The 21406-nt window shown below is 71.8% G+C and carries 18 protein-coding genes; 11 read left to right on the top strand and 7 right to left on the bottom strand.

The features are described from left to right. Positions 1-336 precede the first annotated feature (336 nt). A complete protein-coding gene (rny, locus tag CHC05_RS33655) occupies positions 337-2112 on the bottom strand; it encodes a ribonuclease Y (protein ID WP_089254671.1) in 1776 nt (591 codons plus the stop codon). A 633-nt stretch (positions 2113-2745) separates the two neighbouring features. On the opposite strand from rny, the gene CHC05_RS33650 reads away from it, so the two are divergent. Continuing rightward, on the top strand, positions 2746-3216 hold the full coding sequence (locus tag CHC05_RS33650; RefSeq protein WP_089254670.1) for an NUDIX hydrolase: 471 nt from the start codon (positions 2746-2748) through the stop codon (positions 3214-3216). A 706-nt stretch (positions 3217-3922) separates the two neighbouring features. Here CHC05_RS33650 and CHC05_RS43190 read toward each other — a convergent pair. The 3 genes from CHC05_RS43190 to CHC05_RS33635 form a co-directional block, all read right to left on the bottom strand. Continuing rightward, positions 3923-4516 (bottom strand): regulatory protein RecX, encoded by a 594-nt coding sequence (locus tag CHC05_RS43190; RefSeq protein WP_089254669.1) that lies wholly within the window; start codon positions 4514-4516, stop codon positions 3923-3925. Positions 4517-5334: 818 nt separating this feature from the next. Continuing rightward, entirely contained in the window at positions 5335-6381 is a 1047-nt protein-coding gene (gene recA, locus CHC05_RS33640) for a recombinase RecA (RefSeq protein WP_089254688.1), read from the bottom strand. A gap of 175 nt (positions 6382-6556) precedes the next feature. Further along, complete coding sequence (locus tag CHC05_RS33635; RefSeq protein WP_089254668.1) at positions 6557-6757, bottom strand: DUF3046 domain-containing protein; 201 nt, start codon at positions 6755-6757, stop codon at positions 6557-6559. A 147-nt stretch (positions 6758-6904) separates the two neighbouring features. Here CHC05_RS33635 and CHC05_RS33630 point away from each other — a divergent pair, with 147 nt between their 5' ends. Genes CHC05_RS33630 through CHC05_RS33620 form a run of 3 tightly spaced genes read left to right on the top strand, consistent with a single transcriptional unit; the run spans position 6905 to position 9179 of the window. Continuing rightward, positions 6905-7291, top strand: coding sequence for a GntR family transcriptional regulator (locus tag CHC05_RS33630; RefSeq protein WP_089254667.1), 387 nt, complete (start codon positions 6905-6907; stop codon positions 7289-7291). After that, positions 7288-8187 carry an ABC transporter ATP-binding protein gene (locus CHC05_RS33625; protein ID WP_089254666.1) on the top strand — a complete coding sequence of 300 codons (900 nt, stop codon included), beginning with the start codon at positions 7288-7290 and terminating at the stop codon, positions 8185-8187. The genes CHC05_RS33630 and CHC05_RS33625 overlap by 4 nt, the downstream gene beginning before the upstream one ends. Further along, positions 8184-9179, top strand: a complete 996-nt coding sequence (locus CHC05_RS33620; protein ID WP_089254665.1) for an ABC transporter permease subunit — start codon at positions 8184-8186, stop codon at positions 9177-9179. The genes CHC05_RS33625 and CHC05_RS33620 overlap by 4 nt, the downstream gene beginning before the upstream one ends. 252 nt (positions 9180-9431) lie before the next feature. Here CHC05_RS33620 and CHC05_RS33615 read toward each other — a convergent pair whose 3' ends face one another. Further along, positions 9432-10757 carry an MFS transporter gene (locus tag CHC05_RS33615; protein ID WP_089254664.1) on the bottom strand — a complete coding sequence of 442 codons (1326 nt, stop codon included), beginning with the start codon at positions 10755-10757 and terminating at the stop codon, positions 9432-9434. Between the two features lie 316 nt (positions 10758-11073). Here CHC05_RS33615 and CHC05_RS43185 point away from each other — a divergent pair, with 316 nt between their 5' ends. From CHC05_RS43185 to CHC05_RS33585, 6 genes are all read left to right on the top strand, one after another. Further along, positions 11074-13665, top strand: coding sequence for an ATP-binding protein (locus CHC05_RS43185; protein WP_089254663.1), 2592 nt, complete (start codon positions 11074-11076; stop codon positions 13663-13665). Positions 13666-13734: 69 nt separating this feature from the next. After that, complete coding sequence (locus tag CHC05_RS33605; protein WP_144022891.1) at positions 13735-14007, top strand: hypothetical protein; 273 nt, start codon at positions 13735-13737, stop codon at positions 14005-14007. Continuing rightward, positions 14007-16175: a bifunctional polysaccharide deacetylase/glycosyltransferase family 2 protein gene (locus tag CHC05_RS33600; RefSeq protein ID WP_245871353.1), complete on the top strand. Its 2169-nt coding sequence runs from the start codon at positions 14007-14009 to the stop codon at positions 16173-16175. Before CHC05_RS33605 ends, CHC05_RS33600 begins: the two co-directional genes overlap by 1 nt. A 19-nt stretch (positions 16176-16194) precedes the next feature. Then, positions 16195-16512: a hypothetical protein gene (locus CHC05_RS33595; RefSeq protein ID WP_245871352.1), complete on the top strand. Its 318-nt coding sequence runs from the start codon at positions 16195-16197 to the stop codon at positions 16510-16512. Positions 16513-16527: 15 nt separating this feature from the next. Further along, positions 16528-17322 carry an alpha/beta hydrolase gene (locus CHC05_RS33590; protein ID WP_245871351.1) on the top strand — a complete coding sequence of 265 codons (795 nt, stop codon included), beginning with the start codon at positions 16528-16530 and terminating at the stop codon, positions 17320-17322. Next, positions 17319-17957: an HAD family hydrolase gene (locus CHC05_RS33585; RefSeq protein ID WP_089254659.1), complete on the top strand. Its 639-nt coding sequence runs from the start codon at positions 17319-17321 to the stop codon at positions 17955-17957. Before CHC05_RS33590 ends, CHC05_RS33585 begins: the two co-directional genes overlap by 4 nt. Here the strand turns inward: CHC05_RS33585 and CHC05_RS33580 are convergent. Then, positions 17941-18633, bottom strand: a complete 693-nt coding sequence (locus CHC05_RS33580) for a UdgX family uracil-DNA binding protein (protein ID WP_089254658.1) — start codon at positions 18631-18633, stop codon at positions 17941-17943. The two genes, CHC05_RS33585 and CHC05_RS33580, sit on opposite strands and share 17 nt — an antisense overlap. Before the next feature lie 46 nt (positions 18634-18679). Further along, positions 18680-20014, bottom strand: coding sequence for an aminotransferase class I/II-fold pyridoxal phosphate-dependent enzyme (locus tag CHC05_RS33575; RefSeq protein ID WP_089254657.1), 1335 nt, complete (start codon positions 20012-20014; stop codon positions 18680-18682). Between the two features lie 40 nt (positions 20015-20054). Between CHC05_RS33575 and CHC05_RS33570 the strand changes: the two genes are divergently transcribed. Next, positions 20055-21284, top strand: coding sequence for a bifunctional pyridoxamine 5'-phosphate oxidase family protein/GNAT family N-acetyltransferase (locus CHC05_RS33570; protein ID WP_089254656.1), 1230 nt, complete (start codon positions 20055-20057; stop codon positions 21282-21284). Positions 21285-21406: the final 122 nt, after the last annotated feature.

Below are 21406 nucleotides of genomic sequence, written 5' to 3'. Positions count from 1 at the left end.
TCACCGCTCGCGCCGCGCCGCCGTCATCAGTCACACTCAACCCAAGCTCCTCCGCTGCTCAACCCAGTGGGGAAGCACCTGGTGGTTCGGGACATCACTGCCGGACGCTCATTGACGGGCGCTCAACGGCGCAGTAGCCCTGTTGCCAGTCGGGATGTCCCGGACCGCCAGACCCCGCGGAAACTCCCGCAGGCCCTCAAACCGGGGGCTGCAACGGTTGGCGATGATCTAACGGCCCAGGTGCTACCCGGCCATCCAACAACCAGGCAGCACCAGGATCACCCAATGAGCAACGGTCGCGCCCCCGACGAATCCGGGACCGCGGCTTTTGCTCCCTTAGCGGGCGATCTCGGTGACCCTCGACTCGCGCACGACCGTGACCCTGATCTGGCCTGGGTAGGTGAGCTCTTCCTCGATTTGCTTGGCGACGTCGCGGGCGAGGACGGCGGCGCCGATGTCGTCGATGTCGTCGGGCTTGACCATGACGCGGATCTCGCGGCCCGCCTGCATCGCGAAGACCTTTTCGACGCCGGTCTTGCCGCCCGCGATCTCTTCGATGCGCTCGAGGCGCTTGACGTAGGCCTCCAGGCTTTCGCGGCGCGCGCCCGGGCGGCCTCCGGAGCAGGCATCCGACGCCTGGGTGAGCACCGCTTCGATGGTCTGGGGCTGGACCTCGTTGTGGTGTGCCTCGATGGCGTGCACGACCTCGTCTGACTCGCCGTACTTGCGGGCCAGGTCGGCGCCGATCAGGGCGTGGCTGCCTTCGACCTCGTGGGTGAGGGCCTTGCCGATGTCGTGCAGGAAGGCGCCGCGCTTGATCAGGGGTGCGTCGAGGCGCAGCTCGGCGGCCATGATGCCGGCGATGTGGGCGGTTTCGACCAGGTGCTTGAGGACGTTCTGGCCGTAGCTGGTGCGGTACCGCAGCCGGCCCAGCAGCGTGATCAGCTCCGGGTGGATCTCGGTGATGCCGACCTCGACGAGGGCGTCCTCGGCGGCCCGTTGGCAGAGGCGTTCGACCTCCTGCTTGGCGGACTCGAAGACCTCCTCGATGCGGTGCGGGTGGATCCGGCCGTCGAGGACCAGCTTCTCCAGGGTGAGCCGGCCGATCTCGCGACGGACCGGGTCGAAGCACGACAGGAGTACGGCCTCGGGTGTGTCGTCGATGATCAGGTTGACGCCGGTGACCGACTCGAAGGCGCGGATGTTGCGGCCCTCGCGACCGATGATCCGGCCCTTCATCTCGTCGCCCGGCAGGTGCAGCACGCTGACGACGCTCTCGGCGGTCTGCTCGCTGGCCACCCGCTGGATCGCCTCGACCACGATGTGCCGGGCGCGCTGCTCGCCGGTCGAGCGGGCGTCGGCCTCGATGTCGCGGACCAGGATCGCCGCCTCGCGCTTGGCCTGCACCTCGATCGACTCGATGAGCTCGGTGCGCGCGGACTCGGCGGTCAGGTTGGCGACCCGCTCCAGCTCCTTGCGGCGCTGCTCCTCGGCCTCGGCGATGCCGGCTTCGCGGGCGGTCAGCCCTTGGTCGCGTGCGGCCAACTCGGCGGTGGCGGCGGTGAGCCTTCGTTCGCGTTCCGTGAGCCGCTCGACCTCTTCGCTGTGCAGCCGCTCGCGCTCGTCCATCCGCGCGGCGCGGCGCTCGACGTCGGCGGCGTGCTCCTTGGTGGTGGCGGCGAGCATGGCGGCCTCGCGCTCGCCGCTGCGGCGAGCGGCGGCGCGTAGCTGTTCCGCTTCCTGCTCGGCCTGCTTGTGCGCGCGCTCGAGCACGGAGTCGGCTTCGGCGCGGGCGGTGTCGAGTACCCGGCGCGCCTCGGCCCGGGCGGACGACGCTTCCGCCTTGGCGGCGGCGGCCTCGGTGCGCGCGGCGGCGGCAGCGGACTTCGCGGTGTCGACGGTGGTGCTGACCTCTTCGGCCTTGGTGCGGAGCGTCGCCAACGACTGCTCGTGCCGCTCGCGCTCGGCGGTGTAGCTGGGGTCCTCGGGCTTGGGCCCGACGGGTTGGGCGTTGAGCCGGCGCAGTGCGCGGGCGCCCAGCACGAGACCGACCAGGACGGCGGCGGCGAGAAGAACGACCGCGGAGAGGAGTACGACGTCGAGTGAGCTCATGCCGCCGCCCCCCTTCGGGCGGCGGAGCAAGAGCCCAGGGAGCTGAGCCGCCTGCGCTCGCTTCGCTCGCTCATGCTGCGACGTCCCTACCGCGGCATCGCCGGTGTCGCCCGGTCATGACGCCTCCATTCACCGGTCCGGCGCAAGGGAGGGGGTATCCCTCCCGCTCTCACGCGCGGCTGTACGGACGCCCGACCGAGGCGGCTGTGGCCGTGTCGAGCCGACCGACGGTGCGCCTCTGCGCCGCCGGTTGGCCGGTGCTGCTATCACCTCGTCACCGGACCGGCCTGTCCGAAAACGGGGTATGTGGCCGTGTAGCTGGCCAAAAGTGATGCCGTCTTGTTACGCGATCTATGTTGTGCGCTTAGCCTGCGATGGTCGGGCTATCCAATCTGTAACGCGAGGCTAGGTCGCGAGGGGCCGTTCGGTCAAGGACTCATGATCCGGCTGGGCGAGGGACATAGGGCACGGATGCGCTCACCACCTGCTCAACACGCTTCGAACCATTACTAAAGTTGCCAACAGCATCCACGTGGCGTGTCGGTAATCGCGCGGTCGCGCAACGTGGATACCCGATGGTGCCACAGCGACGGTCCACAGTCACCGTTGAGGTCGGTCGTTAGCGTGCCACTGGTGGCCATACCGGATTTCGTCGTCGCGTTGCGTGCGGTGGTGGGTCGCGCACCGTTGCCGCTCGTGGGTGTCATCGCGGTCGTGTTGGACGGGCGTGGGCGGGTGCTCCTGGTGCGTCGCTCGGACACCGGGGAGTGGGCGCTGACGACGGGTTGCCTGGAGCCGGGGGAACAACCGGCTGCCGGGGCGGTCCGCGAGGTACGCGAGGAGGCCGCGGTCAACGTGGTCGTCGAGCGGTTGCTGTCCGTGGAGGCGCTGGACCTGTCGGTGGGGCCGAACGGGGACCAGGTTTGGTGGTACGCCGTTGGGGTGCGCTGCCGGCTTGCGTCGGGGGAAGCCCGGGTTAACGACGACGAGTCGGTGGCGGTTGGCTGGTTCGATCCCGCTGATGTGCCTCCGCTGCCGGCACATCAGGCACGGTGTCTGGAGTTGGCGTTGACTCCCGACGCGGAGGCATGGCTCGCGGTGTGACGCCCAAGGCACGGCCCGCAGTGTGGCGTCGAGGCACGGCCCGCGGTGTCAGACGGGAGCCGTGGCTGGCGGCGCGACGCAGAAGCTAGCTTGCGGCGCGACACGGAGGCACCGCTCGCGGTTTGACGCGGAGACATAGCTCGCGGCCCGACGCAGATGCGCATAGCTCGCGGAGCTGCGCGGAGGCATGGCTCGGGGTTTGCCGCGCCCGGCCTCCCCCGCACCGCGGCCCGGAAGAGCAGCCCTCTGGCGAGGTGTCCCGGAGGTTGGGTTCGGGTGGTGAGTCCGCATCTGATTGATGGCCAGGAACCGCGCCTCGGTCGTGATGCAGACGAGTGCCGCAGCGGTGGAGCCTGTCGTCGTGAACAAAGCCGGTGGCCCGAGCATGTCGGCCTTGCCAGAGGCGGGGGCTGCCCGGCGGGTTGGATGCGGCTGTTAAGCGCACTCCGCCCGCGACGGTTCGGCGGGTGATCGTGTGCGGCAGATCGGGTATGTCGGTCGGGCCGGGCATGATCGTGTGTGACTGGACTGGGCGACACGCCGGGTTTTCACCAGATCAGCCTCACCCGATCATGCGCTGGCCACGCATTCTGCCTGACCGGCCACACACGATCAGCGGCCGGCCGCGGGCACCGCGACCACCGACCTGGCGGCCGAGGCCGGCCCCGAGGGATCGGCACCGGCCGCGAGGTGGGTGGTGCGGTGGTCAGTCCTGGTCGGTGGGGCGGGTGAGGTCGGCGTCGGCTTCCATCGCCGATTGGGCCTCGGCCAGGGCGTCGACGTCGACCTGGTCCGCGAACTCGGCTGCCTCGGCGCTCTGGGCCGCCAGGGCGTCCTTGACCGCGCGGATGGCCACCCCCGGGGCGTAGCCCTTGCGGGCCAGCATGCCGACCAACCGGCGGAAGACCTGTTCGGGGTCGCCGCGGGTGGTGCGGAGTTTGCGGTCGACCAGGGCGCGTGCGGTTTCGGCCTCGGTCGAGTCGTCGAGCTGTTCGAGGGCGGCGCCGGCGGTGTCGGCGTCGACCCCGCGTTTGCGTAGTTCGTTGGCCAGCGCTCGGCGGGCCAGCCCACGACCCGCGTGCCGGCTGGTCACCCAGGCACGCGAGAACGCGGCGTCGTCGATCAGGCCGACCTCGTCGTAGCGGTCGAGTACCTCGGACGCCGTCTCCTCCGAGATGCCCCGGCGCGCCAGGGCGCGGGCGAGCTCGGTGCGGGTGCGTGGACGCACCGCGAGCTGCCGCAGGCAGATCTCCCGGGCCAGCTCCGCCTCGTCCGGCGGCGGCGACTCTCCTTCGGCCACGACCCGTTGCGGCGCGCCGAAGCCGCCACGCCGCCCCCGGCCGCCCGCCGACCGACCGCCGGCAGCGCCCGAGGCGCCATCGCCGCCGGAGCCCTGCCCGCCACCACCAGCAGCAGCACGCCGCCGGCCACGGCTGGTAGCCCCGAAGGCCGAACCCTCACCGGACCCGACGCCCGACCCGTCGTCAATGCCGAAGCCCGCACCACGACCAGCACCCCGACGGCCACGGCCGCCAGGCGTGGAAGCCAAATCCTCACCGCCTGACCCAGATCCGGCGCCCGGCCCGTCAGGCCCGAAGCCGGCACCACCAGCACGCCCACGACCGCGGCCGTCAGCCCCGAAACCCAAACCCTCACCGCCCGAGCCGTCGCCAACCCCGAAGCCCGCACGCCCACGACCGCGGCCGCCAGGCATGGAAGCCGAACCGTCGCCGCCCGAGCCGTCGCCAACCCCGAAGCCCGCACGCCCACGACCGCGGCCGCCAGGCATGGAAGCTGAACCCTCGCCGCCCGACCCGTCGTCAACCCCAGAGCCCGCGCCACCAGCAGCACGCCGGCGGCCACGGCCGCCGGCCCCCGAAATCGAAGCCTCGGGTCCGGCGGTCGGCGGGTCGTCGTCCAGGACGGCGGCGCGGCCGCCGTAGGGGTCGCCCAGGGATTCGGCTCCCTCGGGCCAGAGGAACTCGGCCGCGGGGTCCGTTGGGGTTTCGCCGTCGGGGGCTGGGCGCGGGCGGCGGGTGTTGGGACGTGGTGGTGCCGCGTCCCAGCCTCGGCCGGAACGGGCACCCCTGCGTCGACCGGCCATCGCCGGTCAGCCGGTCAGAAGTCGACCGGCGGCAACTCGAGGCCGCCGGCCGCGTCGCCGGCGCCCTGGCCCACGCCGAGCTTTTCGAGGATCTTCTTTTCGATCTCGGCGGCCACGTCGGGGTTTTCCTTGAGGAACTCGCGGGCCTTTTCCTTGCCCTGGCCCAGCTGGTCGCCGTCGTACGTGTACCACGCGCCCGACTTGCGGATGATGTTCTGCTCGACGCCCACGTCGATCAGGGAGCCCTCGCGGGAGATGCCCTTGCCGTACATGATGTCGAACTCGGCCTGCTTGAACGGCGCCGCGACCTTGTTCTTCACGACCTTGACGCGGGTGCGGTTGCCGACCACGTCGGTGCCGTCCTTGAGGCTTTCGATGCGGCGCACGTCGAGACGCACCGAGGCGTAGAACTTCAGCGCGCGACCACCGGTCGTGGTCTCCGGGCTGCCGAACATCACGCCGATCTTCTCGCGGAGCTGGTTGATGAAGATCGCGGTCGTGCCCGAGTTGTTGAGGATGCCGGTGATTTTGCGCAGCGCCTGGCTCATCAACCGGGCCTGGAGACCCACGTGGCTGTCGCCCATCTCGCCCTCGATCTCGGCACGGGGCACGAGGGCCGCGACCGAGTCGATGACGATGATGTCGAGCGCGCCGGAGCGGATCAGCATGTCGGCGATCTCGAGCGCCTGCTCACCGGTGTCGGGCTGGGAGACCAGCAGCGCGTCGGTGTCGACACCCAGCGCCCTGGCGTAGTCGGGATCGAGCGCGTGCTCCGCGTCGATGAACGCCGCGATGCCACCCGCGCGCTGCGCGTTGGCCACGGCGTGTAGCGCCACCGTCGTCTTGCCGGAGGACTCCGGCCCGTAGACCTCGATGACCCGCCCGCGCGGCAGACCGCCGACGCCGAGCGCCACGTCGAGCGCGATGGACCCGGTCGGGATCACCGCCGTCTGGATGACCGGCCGCTCTCCCAGCCGCATCACCGAGCCCTTGCCGAACTGTTTGTCGATCTGTGCGAGAGCAAGGTCTAGCGCCTTGTCTCGATCTGGCCCCTGTGCCATCGCCGCCACCCCTGCCTTCGCCGGCATCTTTGAACTCTTCGTCACGCGGACAACCTAGGCGCTGGGTATGACAGAAAACAGCCGCCGTGCCGCGCCTGTGGATAACCGCCAGCTGTGGACAATAGCCGAACAGGTGTTCTACACGCCGCAGCGACACGCCGCAAACGAGAAACGCTCAGCGCAACCGCGCCGGCACCCGGTCCGGATAGGCCGCGACCACGGCCCGCCACACGACGACCGTCTCGATCCCCGCGTCCAACGCCTGCTCGATGGTGCGCCCACCGAGCTGCGGCAGCACCTGGTCGGCGGCGATGCTGGCCGCGTACCCCGGCCCGAACGCCTGCTCGAGCCGCGTCCAGAAATCCGTCAACCGCACAGTCGCAGCACCCCTTCACACAACAAAGTCCGAACCGAAACGGTACGCCGCGCGCCCGACACACAGGTAACCCTCAGCACCGCGAGCCTTGACGCCGCCGCACCGCCGCACCCTATAGTCCTATGAAACTAGAGAAATGCGGTAACCATGATCGAGTTTCATCTGGACGGTCGCTCCGGCGTCGCGCCCTACATGCAGCTGATCCAACAGGTGCGGCAGGCCCTGCGCCTCGGGTTGCTGCGCGAGGGTGACCGACTCCCGACGATCAAAGACGTGGTCGCCAAGGTCGCGATCAACCCGAACACGGTGCTCAAGGCCTACCGCGAGCTGGAGTACGAGGGCCTGGTCACCGCCCGCCCCGGAGTCGGCACCTTCGTGGCCCGCACCCTCAACGAGGAGGCCGGCGCGGTCGAGCCGCTGCGCGCGGAGCTACGGGCCTGGCTGCGCAAGGCCCAGGCGGCCGGGCTCGACCCGGAAAGCATCGAGGCGCTGTTCGCCACCACCTTCCGCAGCCAGTTACAGGAGTCGGCATGACGACGGCAGGCGAGCCGGTCATCCAGGCCCAGGGCCTGACCAAGAGGTACGGGCGGCGCGTCGCGCTCACCGACTGCACCCTGGACATCCCACCCGGCCGCGTCGTCGGGCTGGTCGGCCCGAACGGCGCCGGCAAGACCACCCTGCTCCAGCTCGCCGTCGGGATGCTCTCCCCCACCGAAGGCAGCGTCACCGTGCTGGGCGGCCGCCCCGGCGACGGACCGGAGCAGCTCGCCAAAGTCGGTTTCGTGGCGCAGGACGCACCCACGTACGCCAATCTCTCGGTCAAAGATCATCTGCGGTTCGGCGCCCGCACCAATCCCGGCTGGGATCAGACGCTGGCCGACGCCCGGATCGCCGAGCTCGGCCTGGACCCGAGCCAGAAGGCGGGCCGGCTCTCCGGCGGCCAGCGGGCCCAGCTCGCGCTGACCATGGCGGTGGCGAAGCGGCCCGAGCTGCTGATCCTCGACGAGCCGGTGGCCAGCCTCGACCCGATCGCCCGGCGCGAGTTCCTGCGCGGCCTGATGGCGCACACCGCCGAGCACCGGTCCAGCGTGATCCTCTCCTCGCATCTGGTGTCCGACCTGGAGCGGGTCTGCGACTACGTGATCGTGCTGACCGACTCCCGGGTCCGCGTGGCCGGCGACATCGACGAGCTGATGGGCAGCCACTACCGGTTGACCGGCGCGCGCCGCGACGCCGCCGACCTGCCCGCCGGCGCCGAGGCGATCGAGCACAGCCACACCGAGCGGCAGTCGACGTTCATCGTGCGCAGCCTCGTGCCGATCGAGGACCCTTCGCTGACCGTCGAACAGCTCACCCTCGAAGACCTGGTCCTGGCCTATCTGTCGCGCTCCGTGGCAGCGCACCGGCCCGAGTTGGAGACCGCCCGATGATCTGGTTCACCTGGCGCCAGTTCCGCACGCCGGCCGTCGTGGCCGCCGGCGCCCTCGCCGCACTCGCCGTCGTGCTGCTGGTCAGCCGCGGCACCATCACCGACCTGTACGCGAGCGTCGCCGCCTGCCAGAGCGACTGCGGCAACGCCATCGACGCGTTCCTGACCCGGTTCTACAACAGCGCCGGCGGCACTGTTTATTACACGACACTGGCCATCATGTACGCCGCACCGCCGCTGATCGGCATCTTCTGGGGCGCGCCGCTGGTGGCCCGCGAGCTCGAGGCGGGCACGCACCGGCTGGCCTGGAACCAGTCGATCACGCGTACGCGCTGGTTGGCGACCAAGCTCGCCCTGGTCGGTGCGGCCACCGCGGCCGCGACGGGGCTCTTGAGTTGGGCGGTCACCGCGTGGGCGAGCCGGGTCGACAGCGCGGCGGCCGACCGGATCACCCCACTGGTCTTCGGGGCCAGGGGCATCGTGCCGATCGCGTACGCCGTCTTCGCCTTCACCCTCGGCGTCACCGCGGGCATGCTGGTGCGCCGCACAGTGCCGGCGATGGCCGCGACGCTGGGGGTCTACACGGCGTTGGTCGCGGCGATGCCGCTGTGGCTGCGCACGCACCTGGCCCCCGCGACGCACGAGACCCCGCCGCTGGACATGGGCAACCTGGACGCGCTGATGATCGACCGCAGCGGCGGAATGGCGATCGAGCCGAACGACGTGGCCAACGCCTGGACGATCACCAACCAGCCGATCACCGCGGCCGGCCAGGTCTTCACGGGCCCGGCGGACACGACCCGCTGCGGCCCGGACATGCCGAACGGCTCGTGCGCGGAATGGGTGGGCTCGCTCGGCCTGCGGCAGAACGTGGTCTACCACCCGGACAGCCAGTACTGGACGCTGCAACTGGCCGAAACCGCCCTCTTCCTGGGCCTGGCGGCCGCCCTGGCCATCGTCAGCTTCTGGTGGCTCCGCCGCCGCCTGTCCTGATCGCCGGCCGGCAGAATTCATGGCCGCGAGGTCCCGGCGCTGTTAATTAGGCCCGCAGGGCTCAGGCGGGCCTGGTGATTAGTGGGTGCTCACTAACCGGATGGTTGGTGGGCGCTCACTAACCGAGTCGTTAGGCGGGCAAATCGCGGCCCGCGCGGTCGCAGCAATGGACCCCACTGGCAAGGCTCAGGCGGGGCCTGCCACGTCGCGGCCCGCGCGGTCCCGGCGCTGTTTCATCCCAGCCCGCAAGGCTCAGCCGGGGCCCGCCACGTCCCGGCCCGCGAGTTCCGGGCCGACCAGGTCCGTGTCCGGTGAGGGCTCCTCTGCCGGCCCGGAAGAAAAAGGTGCCGAACCGGCGGGCAGTGGCCGCAGCGCCAGCGCGACCAGCGGAACCACCGCCGTGGCCGCGAGCAGGGTCAGGACCGGATAACCGGCCACACCCACCACCACCCCACTCAGCGCCCCCGCCGCCGCACCCGCCGCGCCCATCAGGGTGTCCGACAAACCCTGCGCCGCGGCCCGGACCTCCAGGGCGACCGATTCCGACAGCAGCGTCGAGCCGGCCACCATCGTCGCTGACCAGCCCAGGCCCAGGAGGAACAGGCCGACGGTCAGCCAGGTCGTCGAATGGCCCGAGGTGCCCGCGACCGCGCACGCCAACACCAGCACCGCGGCGCCGACCAGGATCAGCGCGCGCCGGCCCAGACGGTCGGCCAGCCAACCGACTAGCGGCGCGAAGGCGTACATGCCGACGATGTGCACGCTCAGCACCAGGCCGACGATGCGGAGCACGTCGGCGTCGGCGTGGCCCGGCTCCTGGTCGATGTGCACCGGGGTCATCGACATCACACCGACCATGACCAGGTGGCCGACCGCAACGGCGGCGACGCCCAGGCGCGCCGTCGGGCTGGCGAAGACGGCGCGGAAGCCGTCGCGCGACGTCGCCGGGCGCGGGTCGCCCGAGGCCGGCGCCAGCGCGCGGGCCGTCAGCAGCGGGTCGGGCCGGAGGAACGCGAACAGCACAACAGCCGCGACCGCGAACGCCAGGGCGCTGGTCACGAACGGGCCCGCCAGCGCGGGCAGGCCGAAGCTCCGGCCGCCGCTGTCGGCCAGCGACGTCAGGTTGGGTGCGGCGACCGCCCCGAGGGTGGTCGCCCACACGATCACCGCGAGTTGGCGGGCCCGGCGGTCCGGTGTGGCCAGGTCGATCGCGGCGTAGCGGGCCTGCAGGTTGGCGGCCGAGCCGCCGCCGAAGGCGGCGAAACCCAGCAACAACAGCGCCAGGTTGTCCGCGACGGTCGCGGCCACCACCAGGACCGAGCCGACGAGCCCCACCGTGTACGCGGCCACGAGGCCGGTCCGCCGCCCGTACCCTGTCATGATCTTGCTGATCGGGATGGCCAGCGCCGCTGAGCCCACGACGACCATGCTGGAGGCCAGGCCGGAGATGGCGGTGCCGCCGATGCGGGCAGCGAGCAGGGCGCCGACGGCGATGCCGATCGTGGTGCCGATGCCGGCGAGGATCTGCGTGCCGAACAGCAGCCGGACGGTGTGGCGCTGCACGGCGACGACATCCATGACCGGCAGGCTAACTGCCGGCCCACCCGCACCGTAAGGGCCTAAGTGGACAACTCGGCCTTACGACCGAAAGCCGCGGCTTGTAGCGCACCTCACACCGGGCCATCCGAGAGGCCAAGAGGTGAGCCGCGCCACTGCACGGGCGTGAATACGCACAGCAGGCTGTCCGTTGTCCCTGTGACGCCCGGGAGACTCCCTGGTCCGGCCCGGGCCAGGGGGTGGGTGGCCGACGACCAGTGACCGCGGGCCTCCGCATCCGACCGACCCGGCGCTAGGCTATTTCATGTCAATTGCCCCAAACAGGTGGTGAAAAACGTTGTCGACCGCCAGCCCGTCCGCGTCGCTGATCCACACGCCGGATCAGCGGCTGCGCGTGTTCGTCAGCTCGACGCTGGACGAGCTCGCGACCGAACGGAGGGCCGTCAGCGAGGCCATCGAGCGCCTGCACCTGGCACCGGTGATGTTCGAGCAGGGGGCCAGGCCGCACCCGCCCCGGGACGTCTACCGGTCCTACATCGCCCAGAGCCACGTCTTCGTCGGCGTGTACGCCGAGGACTACGGCTGGACCGCGCCCGGTTCCGCGATCTCCGGCATCGAGGACGAGTACCGGCTGGCCGCCGACATGCCCCGGTTGATCTACGTCAAGACTCCCGCGCCCCGGCGCGACCCCCGGCTCGAAGCGCTCATCGAGGACATCGAGTCGAGCGCCGACGTCTCGTTCCGCCGCTTCAGCGACGCTCGTGAGCTGCGCCGGCTCGTCGAGCACGACATCGCGGTGCTACTGACCGAGCGGTTCCAGGAGAGCGGCGCGGCACCCGAGACGGCGCCGCCGGCCGTCATCCCGGTCGCGCGTACCCAGATGTTCGACCGCGACCTGGAGATCGCGGCCCTGACCGAGCTGCTCACCGACGAGGACGTCCGGCTGGTCACCCTGACCGGGCCCGGCGGGGTCGGCAAGACCCGGCTCGCCACCGACCTCGCGGAGCGGCTCCGCCCGCTGTTCCCCGACGGCATCGGCTACGTGGAGCTGTCCACGGTCAACTCCCCCGAGCTCGTCGTCGACGCGATCGCCCGCGCGCTCGGGCTGCGCACGTCGAGCACCTGGCGTCCGCTGGCCGACATCGTCGCGTTCCTGCGTACCCGGCAACTGCTGTTGGTGGTCGACAACTTCGAGCACGTCGCCGAGGCGGCACCGGTGCTCGCCGACGTCCTGGCCGGCGCCGCGGGCGTGACCGCGCTCGTGACCAGCCGGTCGCCGGTGCGGATCAGCGGCGAGCACGCGTTCGCGCTCGAGCCGCTGGCGATTCCGGACCGGGACATCACCCTCGACGCCGTACGCCACTACGGCTCGGTGCGGCTGTTCGTCGACCGGGCCCGGGCGGCGTCCGGCGCGTTCACGCTCACCGAGGAGAACCTGCCCGCCGTGGTGGAGATCTGCCGGGGGCTGGAGGGCCTGCCCCTGGCGATAGAGCTCGCGGCGGCGAAGATCCGCGTCCTGCCGCCGGCGGCCATCCTGCAGCGGATGGGCCGGCCCTTGGAGCTGCTCACTGGCGGCGCGCGCGACCTGCCGGACCGGCAGCGCACGCTGCGGGACACCGTCGGCTGGAGCTACGACCTGCTCAGCCCCGGCGAACAGGCGGTGTTCCGCCGGCTGGCCGTCTTCATGGGCGGTTTCACCCTGGAGGCCGCGGACACGGTCGGCGCGCTGGGAGCGGACCCGGCCGACGACGACAGCGACGTGCTCGACGCCCTCGACGGGCTCGTGCAGAGCAGCCTGATCCGGCAGGAGAGCAAGCCGGCCAGCGAGACGCGGTTCCGGATGTTGGACAGCATCCGGGAGTACGCGCTCGACCAGCTCCGTGACGGCCCCGACTGGGACCCGGCGAACGACGCCCACGCGGCGCACTACCTGAACCTCGCGGTCAGCGTCGAGCCGTGCCTCAGCCGGCTCGCCGAGGCCGGGTTGCTGGACAGGCTGGAGTCCGAGCACGACAACCTGATCGCGGCGATCGGCTGGTTCCTGGACCACCACGACCCGGAGTCCGCGCTGCGGCTCGCCGAGGCGATCTGGGTGTTCTGGTGGCTGCACGGCCACGTCGACGAGGCGCTGCGCTACCTGACCCGGATCTTCGAGATGAGCGAGTACCTGACCCGACGCGGGTACGGCCGCGCGCTGCTCTCGGCCGGGACGATGTCGCTGGCCAGCGGCGACCTGGCGCGCGGCGGGCCCCGGCTGGAACGGGCGCTGCTGATCCTGCGCGAGGTCGGCGACATGGAGGGCATCGCCCGGGCCGCCGGGCCGCTCGGCCACCTCGCCATCGTGCAACGCGACTTCGACCGGGCACGCCCGCTGATCGAGGAGGCGAGCCGGCTCAGCGCGCAGACCGGCGACGACTGGCAGGCCAGCATCTACCACAGCCGGTTGGGCGCGATCGCGCTGCTGGAGGACGACCACGACACGGCCGCCGACGAGTTCCACTCCGCGCTGGTGGCCGCGCAGCTCGCCGACGACTCGCTGGGCACGTCGGTCGCGCTCTACAGCCTCGCGCTCAACTCGATGGCGCGCGGCGACTTCGCCGAGGCGCACGACTACCTGGCCGACGGGCTGTCGGCGGCGTACGGCAAGGGCGACACGAACAGCCCGCCGCTGTTCATCGCCGCTCTCGGCGATCTCGACGCGCGTCAGGGCGACCCCGAGCGGGCGGTCCGGCTGATCTCCGCCGCCGGGACCCTGCAGACGCCGTCGGGTGCCACCTGGCTCGCGGCGTACGTGCTGCCGTGGCCCGACGACGGACCGGACGAGGTGATGCTGCGCCGCAGCCTCGGCGGGGTCACCTACGACAAGGCCCGCCGGCAGGGCGCCGCGCTGGGACTCGATCGGGCGGTAGCGGAAGCCCTAGCGACCTAATTTAGGGCAGGATGGACATTCGCCCTGTTGATCATGTGAGAACTGGGCGAAATACCTACGCTTTGTGCCATGCCCGATCGATTCGTGGGTCGCGCGCGCACCGATGACGCGATCCGTCACGACGCTCCACGACCGACTACGAGCAGCGCCGTGCGCGGCCGGGCCGACAAGCCCGACGTCGCCACGCGGCGGATCCGCATGCCCGACGCCACCCAGGCGATCTTCGTCGACCGCAGCGGGCGCCGCGGCCGCCGGCTGCGCTGGACGGCGTACGCGCTGCTGCTGCTCGTCGTGCTCCTGCTGGCTCTGCTCTGGCTCAGCCAGGTGGCTGTGGTCGGCTGATGGGTACCTGGCGCGAGGGCCAGAAGATCGGCGACACCCAGCACATCGCCATGCCCGAACCCCGGACGTCCCGGTTCTCCGGCCGTCGCTGGATCATCGCCGGCGTCGGCACGCTGGTGCTGGCCAACCTGCTCGCGATCGGCGCGTACGCCAACTCGCGGTTCGCGCCCGACAACGAGGGCGCGCCGGGCCGTCAGGACGCGGTGCCGGCGGCGGTACGCGAGGGCGGCCCGCTGGTCGACACTCGCGACGGCCGCGTGACCAGCCAGCAGGTGCCGGATCGCACCATCGTGCTCACCTTCGACGACGGTCCCGATCCCTTGTGGACGCCGCAGGTGCTCGACGTGCTGCACAAGCACGGCGTCCCGGCCACCTTCTTCGTCCTCGGCTCGCAGACCAGCCGGCATCCGGAGTTCGTCGAGCGGATGGTGCGCGAGGGCCACGAGGTCGGCGTGCACACGTTCACCCATCCCGACCTCGCCGGGCTGAGCGGCTGGCGGCAACGGCTGGAGATCAGCCAGACCCGCTCCGCGATCGCGTACGCCGCGGGCGTGACCACTCCGCTCGTACGGCTGCCGTACTCGAGCGGGGTCGACTCCCTGGACGACACGCACTGGTCGGTGGTCCGCGGCGCGGGCGACCAGGGCCTGGTCTCGGTGTTCGACGACACCGACAGCCGGGACTGGGCCCGACCCGGCGTGGACCAGATCGTCCGGAGCTCCACGCCGGAGGACGGGCGCGGTGCCGTGGTGCTGCTGCACGACGCCGGTGGCGAGCGGTCGCAGACGGTCGCCGCCCTCGACCGGTTCATCCCGCTGATGCGCCAGCGCGGCTACCGCTTCACCACCGTCGAGGGCGCGTTCGGCGACCGGGCGCCGGGCCTGGCCGCGGGCAAGGCCGGCCGGGCCGACCAGATCCGCGGCGGGCTGCTGGTCTGGGCCGTCAAGGTGGCCGACGGCACCAACCGGCTGCTCTGGTTCCTGCTGCTGCTCGTCGGCGTGCTGACCCTGGCTCGTACCCTGGTGCTCTTCGGTTTCGCCTTGCGACACGCCCGCCGGCGGCGGGCCCGGACCTGGTCGTGGGGGCCGGAGGTCAACGAGCCGGTCACCGTGATCGTCCCGGCCTACAACGAGCGGCGGACCATCGCCGCCGCCGTCCGCACGCTGGCCACCGGCAACCATCCGGGCATCGAGGTGCTGGTGGTCGACGACGAGTCCGACGACGGCACGGCCGAGGAGGTGGAGGCGCTCGGCCTGCCCAACGTGCGGGTCGTCCGGGTGCCCGGCGGCGGCAAGGCGTCCGCGCTCAACGCCGGCGTCGCCCTGGCCCGGCACGACCTGCTGGTGATGGTCGACGCCGACACGGTGGTCACGCCGGACGCGATCCACAAGCTGGTGCAGCCGTTCGCCGACCCCGCGGTGGGCGCGGTCGCGGGCAACGTCAAGGTCGGCAACCGCCGAAAGATCATCGGGCGCTGGCAGCACATCGAGTACGTGATCGGCTTCAACCTCGACCGCCGGTTGTACGACACGCTGCACTGCATGCCGACCATCCCGGGCGCGCTCGGCGCCTTCCGGCGGCAGGCGGTCCGCGAGGCGGGTGGGCTCAGCCGGGCCACGCTCGCCGAGGACACCGACCTGACGATGGCGATCCACCGGGCCGGTTGGCGGGTGGTCTACGAGGAGAGTGCGGTCGCCCGCACCGAGGCGCCCAGCACGCTCGGCCAGCTCTGGCGGCAGCGCTACCGGTGGAGCTACGGCACGATGCAGGCGATGTGGCGGCACCGCCGGGCGGTGGTCGAGCACGGTGCGTCGGGCCGGTTCGGCCGGCGCGGGCTGCCGTTCATCGCGCTGTTCTCGGTGGTCCTGCCACTGCTCGCGCCCGTGCTGGACATCCTGGCCGTGTACGGGCTGTTCTTCCTCGACCGGGTCGAGGCGTTGATCGCCTGGCTCGTGGTGATGGTGATCCAGGTGGTGACCGCGGTCCTGGCGTTCCGGCTCGACCGCGAGCCGCTGCGGCCGCTCTGGGCGCTGCCGTTCCAGCAGTTGGTCTACCGCCAGGTGATGTACCTGGTGCTCGTGCACGCGGCCGCCACCGCGCTGACCGGCGGCCTGCTCAAATGGCAGCACCTACGCCGCAGCGGCGAGGTCGCCGCCGAGGCCACCTGATCTCGTTAGGCTCTTGGGTGTGAGCGTGCGACGTGAACGGGGCATGTCGGCCGAGCCCGAGGTCGTCTTCAACGTGGCGACCGATCCGGCCCGGGTGGGGTGGTTGCCCGAGCCGCTGCACCACCGGCCGGTGGCGACCGCTCCCGGGCTCGTCGCGGCCTGGCTGGGGGACGCCTGGCGGGCCGACCTGGTGGTCCAGGACATCCCCGCCGGCGGCGCGCTCGCGGTGCTGGAGATGTCCGCCGACGGGCTCGACGACGACGCCCTGGCCGCCGTGGTCGAGCACGCGCTGACCGAGCTCGATGGCGAGGTCGAGGAGAGCTTCACCGGCGGCTGACCTATGGTGGGTGCGATGGACCACAAGATCGCCGCGCTGCGGGACGGTGCGCGTTCTCGGGCGGCGCGGCGAGCGCCCGGTCCCCCGATGCCCACTGTCGACCGCCTGCTCGGCGGCGTGCCGGTGCGGGTCTACCAGCCTTCCGCGCGCCCGGTGATCGTCTACCTGCACGGCGGTGGGTTCGTCATCGGCGACCTGGAGACCCACGATCCGCAGGTACGCCGGCTCGCGGCTGCCACGGGTGCGCGCGTGGTCGCGGTCGACTACCGGCGCGCGCCCGAGCATCCCTGGCCGGCCGCTGTCGACGACACGGTCGCGGTGCTCACCGCGCTGGCCGGTGAGTCGGTCGCGGTGGCCGGCGACTCGTCGGGCGGGATGCTGGCGGTGCTGGCCGCGCTGCGTTTTCCGGGGCTGCTCGCGCAGTTGCTGGTCTGTCCCAACGCCGATCTGACGCTGAGCTCGCCGAGCGTGGTGTCCGAGGCGGACAACGGCTTCCTGGATCCGGCCCAGTTGCGGGAGTGGATCTCCTGGTGGGTGCCGTCCGCCGCGGTGCGTTCTTCCGCTGCCACGAACCTGCTGGTCGCCGACCTGCACGGGCTGCCGCCGGCGCTGGTCGTCACCGCCGAGCACGACCCGTTGCGCGACGAGGACGAGGCTTACGTGGGCCGGCTTGCTTCGGCGGGCGTACCCGTGCGGCATTGGCGTGAAGCCGGGCTGCTGCACGACTTTCCGACGATGCGGGACGCGGACCCGGCGGCCGCCGCGGCCGAGGACCGCTTCCTGGCCGCGTGTCGCGAGCTGCTGTCGTGACGGTCCTGCACGTGTTCGACATGGACGGCACGTTGCTGCGCGGAAGCTCGGCGAGCCTGCAGATCGGCCGCGCGACGGGCACGGTCGCGGAGGTGGCCGCGCTGGAGGCGGCGTTCGTGGCGGGCGCGATCGACACGGTCGGGTTCGCGCGTGGTGTGCACCAGCTCTGGCAGGGGCTGACGCTCGACATCGTCGCGGCCGTCTACGCCGGCAGTCCCTGGCTGACGGGCATCCGCGAGGTTTGCGCCGACATCCGGCGGCGCGGCGAACGGTCGGCGGTGGTCACCATGTCGCCGGACTTCTTCGCGGAGCTGCTGCTGGACGAGGGCGTCGACGAGGTGGTGGCGTCGCGGTTTCCCGCGGTGCCGCTCGTGACCCCGGTCGACCCCGCGGGCATTCTGACCCCGGTCGACAAGGTGCGGATCGCTCTGGAGCTGTGCGCGCGACACGGTGCTTCGCGGTGCATCGCCTATGGCGACTCCATTTCGGACGTTCCACTCTTCGCTCATCTCGGGCGCACGACGGTCGCCGTGAACGCCGACGCCCACGTCGCGAGTGTGGCGGGCGCGTCCTACGCGGGTTCGGACCTGTTCGAGGCGTACGCGCTGGGTCGCTCGCTCATCGACGGGCCGTAGCCGCGACCACCTTCAGGTCGTCGACCAGGCCGTTGAAGGCGGTGTCCTGGTCGTCGGCGCGGAGCACCGCCGACGGGTGGATCGTGGCGATCAGCTTGGCGGGTGGCACTTCCTTGCCGCCTTCGATCGGTGCTCTGCGAAAGTCGTCGGGATGCTGCGCCGCGTCCGGCCACCGCAGCACCTGGCCGCGCTGGCGGGTGACGCGGAAGTCCGGGCCGAGCAACGCCTTGGCGGCCGTCGCGCCGAGCACCACGACCACCCGCGGGCGGAGCAGGGCGAACTCCGAGACGAGCCAGGGTCGGCAAGCGGTGATGTGCGGCTGCTCCGGGGTCTGGTGGATCCGCCTTGATCCTCTTTGGACGAACCGGAAGTGCTTGACGGCGTTGGTCAGGTAGATGTCCGGCACGTCGATGCCGGCCGCGTCGACCGCGCGCCGCAACAGGTGGCCGGCCGGGCCGACGAACGGGAACCCCTTCTGGTCCTCGATGTCGCCCGGCTGCTCGCCGACCATGACGATCTTGGCGTTGGCGTCGCCCCGGCCGAACACGACCTGGGTGGCGTCGGCGTAGAGCTCGCAACCCCGGCAGCCCGGCGCGGCCCGTTTGAGGTCGTCGAGGCTGTGTGCCCCGGCAGGGATGAACCGTTCTGCCCCGGGTGGTGGTTCGGTCGGCGCCATTCGGTCTTTCTACCCGTTCCGCCCCGGTCCTCCTCGCCGGGGTGCCTCACGCGCTGAACGACCGGGGCGCTCGACCACCGGCCGCCGCGGCCACGGCGGCGGCGAGTGGCTCGATCGCGTCGTCGTCCAGCCGGCTGATCGTGATCCGGATGCCGGCCGGTGCGCCCAGGCGGTAGAGCGAGCCCGGTGCGACCGCGTAGCCGGCGTCCCGCAGCGCGGTGACCACCGACGTCTCGTCGCGTACCGGGACCCAGACGTTGATCCCGGTGCGGCCCTGGCTCTCCAGGCCGTGCGCGTCCAGGGCGGCCCGCAGCGCGCCGCGCCGCCGCTCGTAGCTGTCGCGCGCGGTCGCCACGAGGTCGACCACGCTTGGGTCGGCCCAGAGGCCCGCGACCACCCGCTGCAGCAGGGTGGACACCCAGCCCGAGCCGAGCCGCATCCGGCCGGCGACCCGGGCGATCGTCGCGGCGTCGCCCGCCAGCACGGCGAGCCGCAGGTCGGGTCCGTACGGCTTGCTCACCGAGCGCAGGAACGCCCAGTTGCGGGTCGCCTTGGCCAGCGTGTGCAGCGGCACCGTGGACAGCTCCGCCGAATGGTCGTCCTCGACGAGCAGCACGTCGGGGTGTTCGGCCAGCACCCGGCGCAGGTCGGCGGCGCGCCGCCGGGTGACGGCGGCGCCGGTCGGGTTGTGCGCGCGGCTGGTCACGATGAACGCCCGGGCGCCGGCCGCCAGCGCGAGGTCCGTCCCGGCCGGCGTCGGCCCCTCGTCGTCGACCGGCACGCCGACGACCTCCAGGCCCTGCGCGGCGACCAGGTCGATCACGGCGGCCCAGCCCGGGTCTTCGACCGCCACCTTGTCGCCGGGGCGCAGGTTGGCGGCGAGCAGCCGGTCGATGCCGTCGAGGGCACCGCTGGTGACGGTGAGGTGGGCCGGGTCGACCCCGTCGGCGGTGAGCCGGCCGGCGGCCGCCTCGGCCAGGTCGGGGTGGGTGCCGGCGTGGTTGTAACCCACCGGGTCGGCGTCGGCGAGCCGCCGGATGTAGGTGCCGAGGGGTGGCAGCAGGCGCAGGTCGGGCTCGCCGGAGAGCAGGTCGAGGGTGCCGGCCGGGGGCGGCACGACCAGCGTCGCGCGGCCGCCGCTGACCGGCGGGCGGGGTCGCACGCGGGTGCCGTTGCGGCCCGCGGTCTCGATCACCCCTCGGGACCGCAGCGTCTGGTAGGCCTTCGCGGCCGTCCCGGCACTGACCCCGAGCCCGTCGGCCAGGCCCCGGACCGGCGGCAGCGGCGTGCCGGGTGCGAGCGCGCCGGTGCGCACGCCCTCCTCGATGCTCGCCGAGATCTCGGCTGCCGTGGAACCGACGATCTGATAATGTGCTGTCACAGTTTGAGGAATGTACTAGAACAAAACCGTGGAGGCAAGCATGTACGCGCCGACGGAACGGACCACGGCCACGCGCGCCCGCGACCGGATGGCCTACGATGCGCAGGCCGTGCATACGGTGCTGGACGAGGCTTACCACTGCGCGCTGGCGTTCGTCGTCGACGGCGAGCCGCGTGTCCTGCCGACCCTGCACGTGCGAGTCGGCGACACGCTCTACCTGCACGGTTCGACCGGCGGCCGGCCGCTGCTCGGTGCGCGCGGCGACGGCCTGCCGGTCTGCGTCACCGTCACGCTGCTCGACGGGCTGGTCTACGCGCGTTCGCAGTTCCACCACAGCGCCAACTACCGGTCGGTGGTCGCGCACGGGGTCGCCACCCTGGTCACCGACGAGACGGCGAAGCGGGCCGCGATGACGGCGCTGGTCGAGAAGCTGGGCGCCGGGCGGTCCGCGGACGCGCGGCCGCCGTCGAAACGCGAGCTGGCCGAGACGGCGGTGCTGGCGTTGCCGCTGCGCGAGGTCTCGGCCCGGGCACGCACCGGTGGCGTACGCGAGGAGGAGTACGACCTGGACCTCCCGCACTGGGCCGGCGTGCTGCCCCTGCGGCTCACCGCCGGCGTCCCCGAGCCGGACGCGGGCGTCGCGGTCCCACTGCCTTCGTACCTGCGCCCAACGGTCTCGCCGTGGCTCTCCCCCGAGCGCTTGGTCGGCTCGCACGTAATCCTCGAACCACTCGACCTGTCCCACGTGGACGACCTCTTCAAGGCGACCGCGGACCCCGAGGTATGGCGACACCTGACGTCACCGACGCCACAGGACCGCGACGAGTTGGCCGCCTATGTCACCGAAGCGCTGGCCTCCTGGCACCGCGGCGAGCGCGTGCCGTGGGTGCAACGCTCAGCCGCAACGGGCGAGGTGGTCGGCACAACCTCCTACTACGAGGTGGCGCCGGGCGTGCGCTCGCTGGCCATCGGCCACACCTTCCTCGGCCGAGCGGCCTGGCGCACGGGCATCAACACGGAGGCGAAACTGCTGCTCCTGACGCGGGCGTTCGAGACGCTCGGCGCCGAGCGCGTGGTCTGGCACACCGACATCCGCAACGAACGCTCGCAAGCGGCCATCGCCCGCCTAGGCGCGACCCGCGAGGCCCTGCTCCGCCACCACCGCATCCGCCCGGACGGCTCCTGGCGAGACACAGTCCAGTTCGCGATGCTCGCCGAGGAATGGCCCGCCGCTGAGGTCGCCCTCCGCTCCCGCCTCCGCAACCCCTGATCAAAGAAAGCGCGACCAGCGACGAAGGTGGCAGCGAAGCGAAGCGAGCGGTCTCCGGCGGCAACGGTCGCGCCCACCGAAAACCCGGGAAAATCGGCCCTTAATAGCCCTTTAATAGCTCT

The sequence above is a fragment of the Asanoa hainanensis genome (assembly GCF_900188485.1).
Lineage (GTDB): Bacteria > Actinomycetota > Actinomycetes > Mycobacteriales > Micromonosporaceae > Asanoa > Asanoa hainanensis.
Note: the sequence above shows the minus strand (reverse complement) of the source record. Positions and strands in the feature narration are given on the sequence as shown.

Bases quoted from the DNA above. Each gene is read 5' to 3' on its own strand.
- rny (WP_089254671.1), bottom strand. From the start codon at position 2,112: ATGAGCTCACTCGACGTCGTACTCCTCTCCGCGGTCGTTCTTCTCGCC.
- recA (WP_089254688.1), bottom strand. From the start codon at position 6,381: ATGGCACAGGGGCCAGATCGAGACAAGGCGCTAGACCTTGCTCTCGCA.
- CHC05_RS33630 (WP_089254667.1), top strand. From the start codon at position 6,905: ATGATCGAGTTTCATCTGGACGGTCGCTCCGGCGTCGCGCCCTACATG.
- CHC05_RS33625 (WP_089254666.1), top strand. From the start codon at position 7,288: ATGACGACGGCAGGCGAGCCGGTCATCCAGGCCCAGGGCCTGACCAAG.
- CHC05_RS33620 (WP_089254665.1), top strand. From the start codon at position 8,184: ATGATCTGGTTCACCTGGCGCCAGTTCCGCACGCCGGCCGTCGTGGCC.
- CHC05_RS33615 (WP_089254664.1), bottom strand. From the start codon at position 10,757: ATGGATGTCGTCGCCGTGCAGCGCCACACCGTCCGGCTGCTGTTCGGC.
- CHC05_RS33605 (WP_144022891.1), top strand. From the start codon at position 13,735: ATGCCCGATCGATTCGTGGGTCGCGCGCGCACCGATGACGCGATCCGT.
- CHC05_RS33600 (WP_245871353.1), top strand. From the start codon at position 14,007: ATGGGTACCTGGCGCGAGGGCCAGAAGATCGGCGACACCCAGCACATC.
- CHC05_RS33590 (WP_245871351.1), top strand. From the start codon at position 16,528: ATGGACCACAAGATCGCCGCGCTGCGGGACGGTGCGCGTTCTCGGGCG.
- CHC05_RS33580 (WP_089254658.1), bottom strand. From the start codon at position 18,633: ATGGCGCCGACCGAACCACCACCCGGGGCAGAACGGTTCATCCCTGCC.
- CHC05_RS33570 (WP_089254656.1), top strand. From the start codon at position 20,055: ATGTACGCGCCGACGGAACGGACCACGGCCACGCGCGCCCGCGACCGG.